The 13939-nt window shown below is 65.0% G+C and carries 11 protein-coding genes; 4 read left to right on the top strand and 7 right to left on the bottom strand.

The window, feature by feature from the left end; translation table 11 throughout:
* Positions 1-109: 109 nt before the first annotated feature.
* Positions 110-1942: an ABC transporter ATP-binding protein gene (locus ACVOMF_RS06765; RefSeq protein ID WP_481508576.1), complete on the bottom strand. Its 1833-nt coding sequence runs from the start codon at positions 1940-1942 to the stop codon at positions 110-112.
* Positions 1943-2153: 211 nt separating this feature from the next.
* Entirely contained in the window at positions 2154-3695 is a 1542-nt protein-coding gene (locus tag ACVOMF_RS06760; RefSeq protein ID WP_481508575.1) for a serine hydrolase, read from the bottom strand.
* A 139-nt stretch (positions 3696-3834) separates the two neighbouring features.
* Here ACVOMF_RS06760 and ACVOMF_RS06755 point away from each other — a divergent pair, with 139 nt between their 5' ends.
* The 3 genes from ACVOMF_RS06755 (at position 3835) to ACVOMF_RS06745 (ending at position 6205) form a co-directional block, all read left to right on the top strand.
* On the top strand, positions 3835-4263 hold the full coding sequence (locus ACVOMF_RS06755) for a VOC family protein (protein WP_481508572.1): 429 nt from the start codon (positions 3835-3837) through the stop codon (positions 4261-4263).
* 147 nt (positions 4264-4410) lie between these two features.
* On the top strand, positions 4411-5238 hold the full coding sequence (locus ACVOMF_RS06750) for a DUF72 domain-containing protein (RefSeq protein WP_481508571.1): 828 nt from the start codon (positions 4411-4413) through the stop codon (positions 5236-5238).
* Between the two features lie 46 nt (positions 5239-5284).
* Positions 5285-6205: a DMT family transporter gene (locus ACVOMF_RS06745; protein WP_481508570.1), complete on the top strand. Its 921-nt coding sequence runs from the start codon at positions 5285-5287 to the stop codon at positions 6203-6205.
* 25 nt (positions 6206-6230) lie between these two features.
* Here ACVOMF_RS06745 and ACVOMF_RS06740 read toward each other — a convergent pair whose 3' ends face one another.
* The 4 genes from ACVOMF_RS06740 to ACVOMF_RS06725 form a co-directional block, all read right to left on the bottom strand.
* The gene (locus ACVOMF_RS06740; RefSeq protein ID WP_481508569.1) at positions 6231-7295 is read right to left on the bottom strand and encodes a GGDEF domain-containing protein; all 1065 of its coding nucleotides are present in this window, start codon (positions 7293-7295) and stop codon (positions 6231-6233) included.
* Positions 7296-7375: 80 nt separating this feature from the next.
* On the bottom strand, positions 7376-8098 hold the full coding sequence (locus tag ACVOMF_RS06735; RefSeq protein WP_282266718.1) for a pseudouridine synthase: 723 nt from the start codon (positions 8096-8098) through the stop codon (positions 7376-7378).
* A 54-nt stretch (positions 8099-8152) separates the two neighbouring features.
* Entirely contained in the window at positions 8153-9778 is a 1626-nt protein-coding gene (locus ACVOMF_RS06730) for a GGDEF domain-containing protein (protein ID WP_481508568.1), read from the bottom strand.
* Between the two features lie 239 nt (positions 9779-10017).
* Positions 10018-11982, bottom strand: a complete 1965-nt coding sequence (locus ACVOMF_RS06725) for a DEAD/DEAH box helicase (RefSeq protein ID WP_481508567.1) — start codon at positions 11980-11982, stop codon at positions 10018-10020.
* A 195-nt stretch (positions 11983-12177) separates the two neighbouring features.
* On the opposite strand from ACVOMF_RS06725, the gene ACVOMF_RS06720 reads away from it, so the two are divergent.
* On the top strand, positions 12178-12435 hold the full coding sequence (locus ACVOMF_RS06720; protein WP_296251787.1) for an RNA-binding S4 domain-containing protein: 258 nt from the start codon (positions 12178-12180) through the stop codon (positions 12433-12435).
* Between the two features lie 236 nt (positions 12436-12671).
* On the opposite strand, the gene ubiM is transcribed toward ACVOMF_RS06720, so the two are convergent.
* On the bottom strand, positions 12672-13850 hold the full coding sequence (gene ubiM / locus ACVOMF_RS06715; protein WP_481508574.1) for a 5-demethoxyubiquinol-8 5-hydroxylase UbiM: 1179 nt from the start codon (positions 13848-13850) through the stop codon (positions 12672-12674).
* Positions 13851-13939 lie beyond the last annotated feature (89 nt).

Genomic DNA, 13939 nt, shown 5'->3' with positions numbered 1-13939 from the left:
GGCGGCGGGGGCGCCCCCGCCCCCCCCCGCCGCCCCCGCGCGCGCCCCCCCCCCCCCCCCCCCCCCCCCCCCCCCCCCCCCCACTACAGCAGGCCAGCTACCGCGTGCATCAACCCTCGGCGGCCACAAAGCCGCCGGTCTGCCGCGCCCATAGCCGCGCATACAACCCGCCAGCAGCAACCAACTCCGCATGTGTGCCGGTCTCAGCGATGCGGCCCTGATCCATCACCACCAGCCGGTCCATGCGCGCGATGGTCGACAGGCGGTGGGCGATGGCGATCACGGTCTTGTCGCCCATCAACTCATCCAGGCTGTCCTGGATCGCCGCTTCCACTTCAGAATCCAATGCCGAGGTAGCCTCATCGAGGATCAGGATCGGGGCGTCCTTCAACAACACCCGGGCGATGGCGATGCGTTGGCGCTGTCCGCCGGACAACTTCACTCCGCGCTCGCCAACATGGGCGTCATAGCCCTGCCGGCCCTGTCCGTCGACCAATGAATCAATGAAACCTTCGGCGCGGGCCTTGGCCACCGCAGCGCGCAGCTGCGCTTCGCTGGCATCCGGACGGCCGTACAACAGGTTGTCGCGGATCGAGCGATGCAGCAGCGAGGTGTCCTGGGTAACCACACCAATCTGCGCACGCAGGCTGTCCTGGGTGACGTGGGCGATGTCCTGGCCGTCAATCAGGATCTTCCCGCTCTCCAGGTCGTACAGCCGCAGCAGCACATTGACCAGGGTGGACTTGCCCGCGCCCGAAGGCCCGACCAGGCCGATCTTTTCGCCCGGCTTCACCGCCAGATTCAAGCCAGCCATCACCCCACCGCGCTTGCCGTAGTGGAAGTGCACGTTCTGGAAGTCCACCGCACCAGCGGTGACCACCAACGGCTTGGCATCGGCCGCGTCCTGCACGGTCAGCGGTTGGGCGATGGTTTCCATGCCGTCCTGCACCGTGCCGATGTCCTCGAAGATGCCGTTGATGGTCCACATGATCCAGCCGGACATGTTGTGGATGCGGATCACCAGGCCAGTGGCCAGGGTGATTGCACCAACGCTGATCAAGCTGTCCTGCCAAAGCCACAAGGCCAGCGCGCAGGTACCCACGATCAGGAAGCCATTGAGGACAGCGATCACCATCTCCAGCCCGGTGGTGATCCGGGTCTGCGCGCGGTGCTTCTCAGCAAGCTCCTGGATGGCTTCAGCGACGTAGCGCTGCTCGTGGCCGCTGTGCGCGAACAGCTTGAGTGTGGCGATATTGGTATACCCATCGACGATGCGCCCCATCGCCCGCGAACGTGCATCGGAGGCAATCCAGGCGCGGTGCTTCATGCGCGGCACGAAGTACACGCCGATCCCGACATAGGCCACCAGCCAGATCGCCAGCGGCAGCATCAAACGCCAATCCGCCTGCGCGAACAGGTAGAGCGCGGTGCCGGTATAGACCACGATGTACCACAGCGAATCCACCATCTGCACGGCCGACTCGCGCAGCGACGTGCCGGTCTGCATTACCCGGTTGGCAACGCTGCCGGCGAAATCATTCTGGAAGAAACTCAGGCTCTGCCGCACCACATGGTTGTGCATCAGCCAGCGCGAGCGGTTGCTCAGCCCCGGCACGATCGACTGGTTGACCAGCAGGTTGTGCAGGGCCACCAGCAGCGGACGCGCCAGCAGGGTGATGGCGGCCATCCACAGCAGTTCGCTGGCGTGGCGCTGGAAGAAGCCATTGCCAGGACCCTCAGCAAGCATGTCGACGATGCGGCCGAGGAAATCGAACATCGCCACTTCCACCAGGGCCAGCAGCAGGCCGGCGATGAGCGTGGCCAGCAGCACCGGCCACACCGGGCGCAGGTAATGCAGGTAGAAACGCACCACGCCGCGAGGCGGCGTGCGGGTATCCAGCGGCGGAAAAACGGGAATCAGGGATTCGAACCAGCGCAGCATCGCCACGGCCTGTAAAACCAGAACAGGCCGCGATTGTCCCACCGCGGCCTGTGTTGTGTCTGTCCAGGCGATGTATGGCTGTATCAGCTGCGAGAATCACCGGATTGCGGGAGGGGCGTCAGCCGCGAAGCTGACACTGTTTACACAGCCCTGATCAACTGCCAGCTGATAATCCATCTGCTTCGCGGCTTACGCCCGCTCCTACAGCGGCTTATTCCGCCTTTGGCTTCAGCAGAAGATCCTGGAAGTCGAAGCTGAAATCGGTCAGCGAGGACACCGCCTGCATCCGCACCTCACGCACCTTGCCATCCGGGTCCAGGCTGAAGTTGACGAAAGCATCGGCGTTGAGCGAGCGGTTGTCCCAGCGCACGATGAAAGTGTCGTGCTGCCAGTGCTCCATCGTGCCGACCAGATCGGCCGTTGCACCAAAGCGCAGGCGTAGCTTGCTGCCCTGCTGCTCGACGAACACATCGCCGTACCAGGCATCGCCATAGGTGCCTGCATAGCCGGACAGCGGCAGCGACGGCTTGCTCTTGGCGTCACGTGCCGCCACATGCTTGTCCCAGCCTTCGTCAGCATTGCCCTGCGCCTTGGCTACGCCGGCGGCGTATGCGGCTACCCAGTCGTTGCCCTGCGCACCAAGCATGGCATCGAGCACGCTCATGGTGATCGCGTTGAAGGCGGCACCAGATTCCTGGTTGGTCAATACCACCACGCCCAGGTTCTGCTCGGGCACCAGGGTCAGACGCGACACCTGGCCCGGCCAGCCACCGGTATGCCAGACCAGCTTCTGCCCACGGTAGTCACTCAGGCTCCAGCCCTCGCCATAACCGGCGAAGTTCGGCCGGGCCGGCGCCAGCTCTGGCACCGACGGTTTGGGCACCACCTGCGGGATCTGCATCTGCCACATCTGCTGCTGGGTCTTCTCGGTGAACAGCGGCGTGCCATCGGCAAGCTTGCCTTCGGCCAGCTGCACGTTCATCCACTTGGCCAGGTCATGCACGCTGGAATAGATGCCGCCGGCACCGGCGTTGTTGGACCAGGTCAGCGGCGGCACCGGACGCAGGTCCTTGAAGTCGTACTTGGCGTGGCCCACGGCGGCCTTGTCACCCGACTGCAGATGATCGGCGTTGTAGCGCGTCCCACTCATGCCAACCTTGTTGAAGATGCGCTGCTGCAGGAAGTCGGCAAACGACTGCCCGGACACCTTTTCGATCACCTGCTGGGCAACCGCGTACAGGATGTTGTCGTAGGCGTAACGGTCACGGAAGCCGTTCTTCAGCGGCACCTGCGCCAGCCGCGCCACCACCTCGGCATTGCTGTAACGGGTAGTCGGCCAGAACAGCAGGTCGCCCGCGCCCAGGCTCAGACCGCTGCGGTGCGAGAGCAGGTCGCGGATGCGCATCTCGCCGGTGACATACGGATCGGACATGCGGAACGACGGCAGGTGATCGACCACCCGGTCATCCATCTTCAGCTTGCCCTCTTCGGCCAGCAGGTTCAGCGAGGTGGCGGTGAAGGCCTTGGTATTGGAAGCGATCGCGAACAAGGTATCGGCCTGCACCGGCTCGGGCTTGCCCAGTTCACGCAGGCCCCAGCCGCGCTCCAGGAGCACCTTGCCATCCTTGACCACGGCCACCGCCACGCCCGGCACGTCGAACTGCTGGCGCACGCGCTCGACCGTGGCATCCAGCTGCTGCAGTTCCGTCGGCACTGCCTCCTGTGCGGAGGCCATCGGTGCCACCACGCCCATCGCGAGCACCAGCCCGCTTCCCAACCAACTATTCAAAGTGCGCTCCTGTGTGGATCGGTGCCAGCGCCGCGCCGGCCTTCTCGCGATGGTAACGCGAGCGCGTCCACTCTCGCCTTTCCACAGCTGCTCATACGCGACCATGGACCTCGCCGCCCGCACCACCGCCACCATCATTCCCTGCCTGCGCTACCGCAATGCGCCAGCCGCCATCGAGTGGTTGTGCACGGCCTTCGGCTTCCAGCGCCATGCGGTGTACCAGGATGGCGATGTCGTCCATCACGCGCAGCTGGTGTTCGGCAACGGCATGATCATGCTCGGCTCGGTGCAGCCCAGCGAATGGGGCAGCAACATGATCCAACCCGACGAAGTGGGCGGCATGGAGACGCAGAGTGCCTGCGTCATCGTCAGCGATGCCGACGCACACTACGCGCAGGCCAAGGCCGCCGGCGCGGAGATCGTCATCGACATCGCCGACCAGGACTACGGCGGCCGCGGCTATGCCTGCCGTGATCCGGAAGGCCACCTGTGGTGGTTTGGCAGCTATGACCCGTGGGGCCCGAACATGTAGTGCCGAGCCATGCTCGGCAGAGGCCTTACACATAGCGTCTGAGATTGCCGGCAAGGCCCCTGCCGAGCATGGCCCGGCACTACCTTGTGCAGGTACATTGTCGGCTTCGCGGCCTGCGCCGCTCCCACAAAGCATCGGGGCATTGTCTTGAACGATCTGTTTGCCAGCACAGCGCATGCGCCCGGTGTGCATATCGGTATCGGCGGTTGGACCTATGTGCCGTGGCGCGGCGGTACGTTCTATCCGGTCGGGCTGGTGCAGCGGCGTGAGCTGGAGTACGCCAGCCAGCAGCTGACCAGCATTGAGATCAACGGCACCTATTACGGCGCACAGAAGCCGCATATCTATGCCGCTTGGCGCGATGCCACGCCCGATGGCTTCGTGTTTTCGGCCAAGGCACCAAAACGCATTGTCACTGCACGCAAGCTTGCCGCTACTGGCGGACAGATCGAGGACTTCATCGACGGCATCGGCCATCTCGGCGATCGGCTTGGGCCACTGCTGTGGCAGTTCGACGCCGGGCGCACGCTGGACCGCGAGGATCTCGCCGCTTTCCTGCAATTGCTGCCACAGCAGGTCAACGGCCGCCGCCAGCGCCATGCCCTGGAAGTTCGAGATCCCGGCTGCTTAGATGCCGAGCTGGTGGCGCTGATCCGCCAGCACGGCATCGCCCTAGTTTATACCGACTCGGCCGCCTATCCCAACGCTGCCGATCTGTCCGCCGATTTCATCTATGCGCGCCTGATGGGCAGCCGCGACGAGCACGCCACCGGCTATCCGGCCAGTGAACTTGGACCATGGGCCGATCGCGTCCGGCGCTGGCGCAAGGGCGAAGACGTGGCCGAGCTGCCGCACCTGGCCGCGCCGCTTGCAGCTGCCGCACCGCGCGAGGTCTTCCTCTACTTCATCAGTGCCGCCAAGCACCGCAACCCGGCAGCGGCACGCGAACTGCAACGGCTGATCGACGCAAACTGAAGCCGGCAGCGCGGCGCAGCCAACCCGCATCGGCGACAATATGCTGATGCCTATCAATGACACCCGCAAAGCCCTGCTGCAGATCCATTTCTGCGTTCTGCTATGGGGCATCACCGCCATTCTTGGCAAGCTGATCACCTTACCTGCCCTGCCACTGGTGTGGTGGCGGATGCTGCTGGTGGTGGCGATGCTGGCGCTGCTGCCACGGGTCTGGCGCGGCCTGTCGGGCTTGAACCTGCGGCTGATACTGGGCTATGCCGGTATTGGCGCACTCGTCGCGCTGCACTGGCTCACGTTCTATGGCGCGGTGAAACTGGCCAATGCCTCGGTCGCCGCGACCTGCATCGCGCTGGCACCGGTGTTCACGTCCATCATCGAACCGTGGATCGCGCGGCGTCCGTTCCAGATGCGCGAGTTGGCGCTGGGCGTGGTGGTACTTCCAGGTGTCGCGCTGGTGGTTGGCGGCGTACCTGATGGCATGCGTCTGGGCGTAGCGGTCGGTGCCGCATCTGCATTGCTGGTGGCGCTGTTCGGCTCGCTCAACAAGCGCATGGTCGGCCACGCTGATCCGCTGACCGTCACTGCCGTTGAATTGGGCGCAGGCACCCTGACCCTGACCCTGCTGGCTCCGGCACTGCCGTTCCTGCTGCCCGCCTTGGCCAGCGACCTGTGGGTGCTGCCCAACCTGCACGATGGCCTGTTGCTGCTGGCCCTGTCCGGCCTGTGCACGCTGCTGCCGTTTGCGCTGGCGCTGGTCGCACTAAGGCAATTGAGCGCCTACACCACGCAGTTGGTCACCAATCTGGAACCGGTCTACGCGATCGTGCTGGCGATGCTGTTCCTCGGCGAACAGCATGAGCTGACCCCGCAGTTCTATCTGGGCGTGGCGATCATTCTCGGCGGTGTGTTCCTGCATCCGCTGCTGAACCGCCTGCGGCCGGCGACGGCAGGCGTCGGCTCGGCCTGATTGGCTTTTGATGGTGTAGCCCGACTCAGCTCGCTACCACCACCCGATCGCGCCCCTCGGCCTTGGCCTGGTAGAGCGCGGCATCGGCACGGCGCAGGGTTTCGCCTGGGGCGTCACCGGCGCGGTGCACGGCAAGGCCGATGCTCACCGAAATCGGCGGGCCGATCGGCAGCATGCCCACCGACTCGCGCAGGTATTCGCATTGCAGTTCGGCTTGTTGCAGCGGTGTATCCGGCATCAGGATGACGAACTCCTCGCCACCATAACGCGCGGCCATGCCGCGCGCGGCAAACTGCGACTTCAGCACGCTGGACAGCTCGACCAGCACCCGATCACCTTCGGTATGGCCATGGATGTCATTGACCAGCTTGAAGTGGTCGATATCAACGATGGCCACCGCCGGCGGCACCTCGCCAGCACGATCGATCGATTCCGAAAGCGCCGCAGACAGCGCGCGGCGGTTGGGCAAGCCGGTCAGCGGATCCGTACGGGTCTGCTCGGACAGCTCCAGATTGAGCTGCTCCAGCTGCTGGTAGCACTCGAGCAGATGCGCCTCGTACCAATCGTGCTCGGCCTGGTGATGATCGATCTCGATCCGCAGCAGGCGCATCTCCATCATCCGACTGACCTGTCGTGACAGCGCGCGCAGCGCCTCGGCTTGCGGCCTACCCAGCTGTGCCGGCACCGAATCGAACACGCACAGCGAGCCCAGTGCATAGCCATCGCTGCTGAGCAGCGGCGCACCGGCGTAGAAGCGGATATGCGGATCGCCCAACACCGAGGGATTGCCACTGAAACGCTGATCCTGGCGCGCATCTGCCACCACGGTCAGCTCCTGCGGCCTGAGGATGGTGTGGGCGCAGAATGCCTCATCGCGCGGGGTCTGCTCACCCTCCAGGCCCTGCAAGGCCTTGAACCATTGGCGGTCGCGATCAATCAGGGTTACTGCCCCCATCGGCGTACCGCAGATGGTGCGGGCGATGGTCACCAGATCTTCGAACTCCTGCTCGCGTGCGGTGTCCAGTACCCGGTACCGCTGCAGCGCGGCAATACGTTCGGTTTCGTTGGCAGGCAATGCAGGCTTGATCATGCACGGGTCCAAAGCGGCAGGATGGAGGCGCTGCTGAGTCTAGCCGCTCACCGCGCAAGCCGCGGTGAGCGTGTCACATTTCACCATTGCTGCTGTTGCGGCAGCAGGCCACGCAGTTCCTGTTCGCTCAGGTTGCGCCATTGACCCGGTTTCAGCGCACCGATCTTGACGTTGTCGATGCGCACGCGGCGCAGTTGGGTGACGCGGTAACCGAACTCGGCCGCCATCAGACGGATCTGCCGGTTCAAACCCTGCTCCAGGATGATGCGGAAACCGTACTTGGCAATGCGGCTGGTGCGGCAGGGCAAAGTCATCTCGTTGTGGATGCGCACACCGCGCGCCATGCCACGCAGGAACTCGTCGGTGACCGGCTTGTTGACCGCCACCAGATACTCCTTCTGGTGGCCGTTCTCGGCACGCAGGATCTGGTTGACGATGTCGCCGTTGCTGGTCATCAGGATCAGCCCTTCCGAATCCTTGTCCAGGCGACCGATCGGGAAGATGCGCTGCTCGTGGCCGACGAACTCGACGATGTTGTCCTTGACCGCACTCTCGGTGGTGCAGGTGATGCCTACCGGCTTGTTCAGCACGATATAGACATGGCGGCGGCCGGTGCTCTTCTGCACCGCACGGGCGCGCAGCGGCTGGCCGTCTACCTTGACCTCGTCGCCCTCGCCCACCACCGCGCCAGTGCCGGCAACGATGCCGTTGACGGTGACGCGACGGGCGGACAGCAGGCGATCGGCCTCACGGCGCGAACAGAAGCCGGTTTCGGCAATGTGCTTGTTGATTCGAATTGTCATCGGCGAATTATCCGCCATCGCCCGCGGCCGGAACAGCACGACCAGATTGCCTGTTCAGGGCACTTCCTGAATATCGCGCGCGTCCACCACCTGATTGCGCCCGCTACGCTTGGCCTGGTACATGGCATTGTCGGCCCGCCGCAGCAACCCGGCCACATCGTTGTCGCGGTACTGCAGCTCGGCAAGACCAATACTGGCGGTGACCACCAGGCCTTCATGCTTGAGCCCGCGGGCCTGTACGGTGACCTTTTCACGCAGCTGTTCCAGCCGCGGCCGTGCCGCATCGGCACCGATTCCCGGCAGCAGGATCAGGAATTCCTCGCCGCCCATGCGGATCACGTCGCTGCGGCTGCGCACGCCGGCCAACAAGGTGCTGGCCACCGAGATCAACACCTGATCGCCGCCATCGTGGCCGTAACTGTCGTTGATCTGCTTGAACAGATCGATGTCCAGGAAACCAATCGACAGTGGCAACCCGGCAGCCTTGGCCTCGCGCAGGTAGTGGTCCAGCTGACGCAGGCCTGCGCGGCGATTTGGCAGACCGGTCAGGGTATCGGTATCGGCGAGCTCACGCATCTCATCGCGCTGCTGACGCAGCTGGCTGAGGCTGCGATTGAGCGAGTACGCCGCCATCATCAGGAACCAGGTCACCGAGACCTGGATCGCCTCGACCCGGAATTCCACCAGCAGACGATTGTCCATAAGATCCGCCAGCGCCATCACCAACAGTGGGATCACCGCCACCAGTCCATCAAGCGCCTGGAAGTTACGTCGCCGCAAGGCGACGACGGCGATGCCTACCGAGGTCAGGCAGATCAACGTGAACAGGTCATCCAACGCTACCGCCATCCATGCCAACAGCGGCCAAGGCATGAACGGTGCAGTCAGTGCGACCAGCGCCAGCACGATCATCAGCCCCAGCATCCAGGGCCGCGAGCCGCGCAGCACACGACGGCCACCGCACATCCGCCACAGCACCCAGCCCATCACCGCGTAACTGAGCGCGGACACCGAGACCATCCATACCGGTGCGTGACCGTCCACCGGCAGCCACGGCTCGGGATAGCCACTGAGACCGCTCAACACCGCCTGCCACACCACCAATAGCCCACAGACCAAGGTGTAGATCAGGAAGTCACGCCCGCGCGTGGTGGCAAACCCCATCAACGCCGACAAGGCCAAGGCCAGCGCAATCGCCACACAGGCGGTGCGCACCACCAACCGCAGGGTGTCCTGCTGCTGCAGCGGACTGGGTGCCCCAAGCCGCACGGTGGGAATCCAGCGCGGCTTCAGCGGCGACTCCCAGGCCACCCGGATCGGCTCCACCGTACCCTGCTTGGGAACCACCACCAGGCCGACACCAGCACGGAAACGTGAGTCGCGGGTGCGCGCATCCTGCATGTCGCCACAGACCTGGCGGTCGCCGTGGAAAATCATCACCTCGCCAGCAAACACATTGAATACACCCACGCCCTGCGGCGCACCGGACCAACCGCCTTCGGGCGCAGCAATTTCAATGGCAGGGCGCATCCGCGCCAAGGCTTCGGCGCTGCAGGCACGCAAAGGCGCCTGCTCAGCCGTTGCGCCACCGGCAATCAGGAAGTCACGGTCCACCTGCAGCGGTTGGGCAGCGCACAGCAACGGCCACAACGTGAAGAATGTCGACAGCAACAGGAGCACGGTCCAGCCACGCCTCACCCTGCCAGCACCTGCCCCTCCCCCTACTGCCATGAGCTTCCCTCTCGCGTTCCCCGACGCGGATAAGCGGCATTATCGCAATAACCCGCCGCGAGCAGTACGTGAAGACGGTCGCGGCTTGAACTTGTCGTCCCACCCGGTCCTGGTGGGACTACAAACGGTCAGAAACAGACAACCCCGGCATTGCCGGGGCTGTCTGGTCACGCTTTGGACGGGCTGGATCAGTAGTTGCGCGGACCGCGCGGCTTGAAGCCACCCGGGCGCGAACCACCAGGACCACCCGGACGCGGGCCGCGCGGGCCACCCGGACGCGGGCCACCCGGCTTGCCGTCCCCCTTGTCGAAGCGCGGCTTGAACGACGGCGCAGGAGTGCCGTGGTCCTCACCCGCCTCTACCTTGCGCATCTGCAACTGCTGGCCCGACACCCACACCTTCTTCAGGTGCTGCAGCACGTCAGACGGCATATCGGCCGGCAGATCCAGCACCGAGTGACCGTCATGGATGTCGATGCGGCCAATGAAGCGGCTTTCCAGTCCAGCTTCGTTGGCGATCGCGCCGACGATATTGGCCGGCTTCACGCCATGGGTATGACCGACTTCAATGCGGTAGGTCTCCATGCCGAATTCCGGCGCACTGCGCGGCGGCATCTCGCGACGCGGACGCGACTCGAAGTCGCCTTCGCCGCGCGGCGGACGCGGTGCACGCTCGCCGTCGTCATGGCGCGGGGCACGCTCGAAACGCGGCTCGAAACGGGCCGGGCGATCGCCACGGTCACCGCGCTCGTCACGGCGATGGAAACCGCCGTCACGCGCCGGACGCTCGCTGCGCTCGAACGACGACTCGCGGCGCTCGCGCACCGGCGGGGTCAGCAGGAACGGCGAATCGCCCTGCAGCAGCTTGGCCAGCGCAGCGGCAATATCGATGGCCGGCACGTTGTGCTCGCCTTCGTAGCGCTGCAGCAGGTCGCGGTAGAAATCCATGTCGCCGGCAGCCAGGGCCTGGCTGATGCGGTCCATGAACTTGGTCACGCGGTGATCGTTGACTGCGTCCACGCTCGGCAGCTGCATTTCTTCGATCGGCTGGCGGGTGGCACGCTCGATCTGGCGCAGCATGCCCTTCTCGCGCGGGGTGACGAACAAGATCGCCTCACCGCTGCGGCCGGCACGGCCGGTACGACCGATACGGTGCACGTAGCTTTCGGTGTCGTACGGGATGTCGTAGTTCAGTACGTGGCTGATGCGCTCCACGTCCAGACCACGGGCGGCCACGTCGGTGGCAACCAGGATGTCGAGCTTGCCGTCCTTCAGCATGGCGATGGTGCGCTCACGCTGGGCCTGCTGCATGTCGCCATTGATGGCGGCAGCGGCCAGGCCGCGCGCCTGCAGCTTGGTGGCAAGCTCCTCGGTGCCGGCCTTGGTACGCGCGAAGATGATCATCGCGTCGAAGGGTTCGACTTCCAGGATGCGGGTCAACGCATCCAGCTTGTGCATGCCAGCCACCCACCAGTAACGCTGGCGGATGTTGGCCGAGGTGGTGGTCTTGGAAGCGATGGTCACTTCCACCGGCTCACGCAGGTAGGTCTGCGCGATGCGACGGATCTGCTGCGGCATGGTGGCCGAGAACAGCGCAACCTGACGGGTTTCCGGCAGCTTCTTGAGCACGGCTTCAACGTCGTCGATGAAGCCCATGCGCAGCATTTCGTCGGCTTCGTCGAGCACCAGCGTCTTCAGCTCAGACAGGTCCAGGGTGCCGCGATCGAGGTGATCGATCACGCGGCCCGGGGTGCCAACCACGACGTGCACGCCGCGGCGCAGGGCCGACAGCTGCTGGCCGTAGGGCTGGCCACCGTAAACCGGCAGCACGCGGAAGCCCGGCATCGATGCCGAATAGGTCTGGAACGCCTCGGCGACCTGAATGGCCAGTTCGCGGGTCGGGGCCAGCACCAGCACCTGCGGCTTGGTGGCGGAAAGATTGATGTTGGACAGCACCGGCAGCGCGAAGGCGCCGGTCTTGCCGGTGCCGGTCTGCGCCTGGCCGAGCACGTCGCGGCCTTCCAGCATTGCCGGAATGGTGGCAGCCTGGATCGGCGACGGGGTCTCGTAACCGACTTCGGCCACTGCCTTCATCACAGGCTCGGATAGGCCGAGATCTGCAAACAGCAGCGGCGCGGGGGTATCTTGGGACATGGTAACTCCGGGGGCACCGCCGCGAACGGGCGGGCGAAAAGACGCATATTGTGCGCTCTAAACAGCTCAGCTGTCGCGCATGGCTAGATTTGCGTTCAGCTTACGAACACAACCGGCCGCCGCGTGGCCCCTGTTGGAGCACCCGCACGGGTCGCCGATGGCGCACAATAGCACTCGTTTTTATCCGTGAACACCATGCAGACCATCGAATTTGAACTTGACCGCGATTACGTGGAACTGAAGCAGCTGCTGAAACTGGCCGATCTGGTCACCAGCGGCGGCGAGGCAAAAATGATCATTGCCGACGGCCAGGTCACCGTGGATGGCGTGGTGGAGCTGCGCAAAGCCTGCAAAATCCGCGGCGGCCAGCAGGTGGCGCTGGGCGATGTCCTGATCAACGTCCTCGCCGATCCGGACCCGAACCGCGCCGAAGAAGACGACGAAGACGAGTGATGTAGTGCCGAGCCATGCTCGGCAGGGGCCGTCCCAGCGCCATATCAGCGGCGCAGGAGCTGCTGTAGTGCCGAGCCATGCTCGGCAGGAGCCTTCCCGAGGCTCCGTCAGCACTGCCGAGCTTTTGGGAGCGGTGTAAGCCGCGAAGCTGGCGGCCTGCCAGCACCCGATACCCACCACCAGTGGCTTCGCGGCTTACGCCGCTCCTACAAACCAGCCCCGCCGCCAAAGGCTTGCTACGCGCGCGCCTGGGTCAGATGTCCGGCAATCAACTTCCTGAACGGAACCACGCCCTGCGCGGCCCGCAATGCCGCGCCGCGCAGCAGGCGTGCCGGCAGCCGGCTGTCGTTGTAGAGGCTTGCAATGGCATTGGTGGCTTCGTACAGCGGCCGCGTCGCCAGCCGGTGGCCGCGCTGGTAACCGGCCAGCAACCCGTCCGCGCCGATATCGCCACCGCCACGAACCGCATCCAGCAGCAATCGCGCCAGCCGTTGCTGGCTGTGCAGGCCAAAATTGAAGCCGTGCGCGGTAACCGGATGCATGCCGACCGCCGCATCGCCGATCAAGGCGTAGCGCTTGCCGACGAAGTGGTGCGCATACACCCCCACCAGCGGATAGGTGTGGCGTGTCCCCACGGGGGTCATCGCGCCCAGGCGATGTTCGAAGAAGCCGCTGACCGCGCGGCCGAAGTCAGCCTCATCCAGCGCCAATAACTGCTGCAGCTGCTGCGGCGGCATGGTGATCACCGCCGAGGCCTGGTTGCCCGGCAAGGGCAGCATGGCCAAGGTCCGCTCGTAGCCGAACCACTCCCAGGCAGCGTGCTCATGCGCCCGCTCGCACTGCATCCGGCAGACCAGCATGGATTTGCCGAAGTCACGCATCTGCGCTCCGATTCCCATCATCCGCCGGGTCGCCGAGAAGCGGCTGTCGGCGGCTACCACCAGTCGTGCGCGCAGCTGACTGCCGTCGCTCAAGCTGACCGTGCTGTATGCCTCGCCGGCATCGATTGCAGTGACCGAGCGCCCATCCAGCAGCTCCAGCCCCGCTTGGCCCTGCACCGCCTCCCAGGCCGCACGCCGGATCAGGTGATTGGGAATCAGCCAACCCAGCTCATCGACGCCCTCGCCCTGCGCGGCGAAACCCAGCGCGAACGGCGAGCTGCCATTCATCACCTTGGCACTGCGCAATGGCGAGATCTCGCCCGGATCGATGCGCTGCCACAGGCCCATGCTGCGCATGATCTGCCGCGAGGCGTGGGTCAGCGCGATCTCGCGGCCGTCGAAGGCCGGCTCGGCCAGCGCCGCCAGCGGTTGCTGCTCGACCAGCGCCAACGATAGACCGCTGCCCGCCAGGCTGCGGGCCAGACTCAAGCCGGCCGGGCCGGCGCCCACCACCACCACATCCACCTTGCGCATGTGCCACTCCGTTATGCCTACCGCAGGCAGGGTAAGCAGGCCGATGTAAGGATTCATTGATCCAGATCAGCTCCCCGGCAATCAGCGCG

The sequence above is a fragment of the Stenotrophomonas sp. STEN022 genome (genome assembly GCF_056760155.1).
The sequence above is the reverse complement of the archived record's forward strand: the minus strand, read 5'-3'. Positions and strand labels throughout refer to the sequence as shown.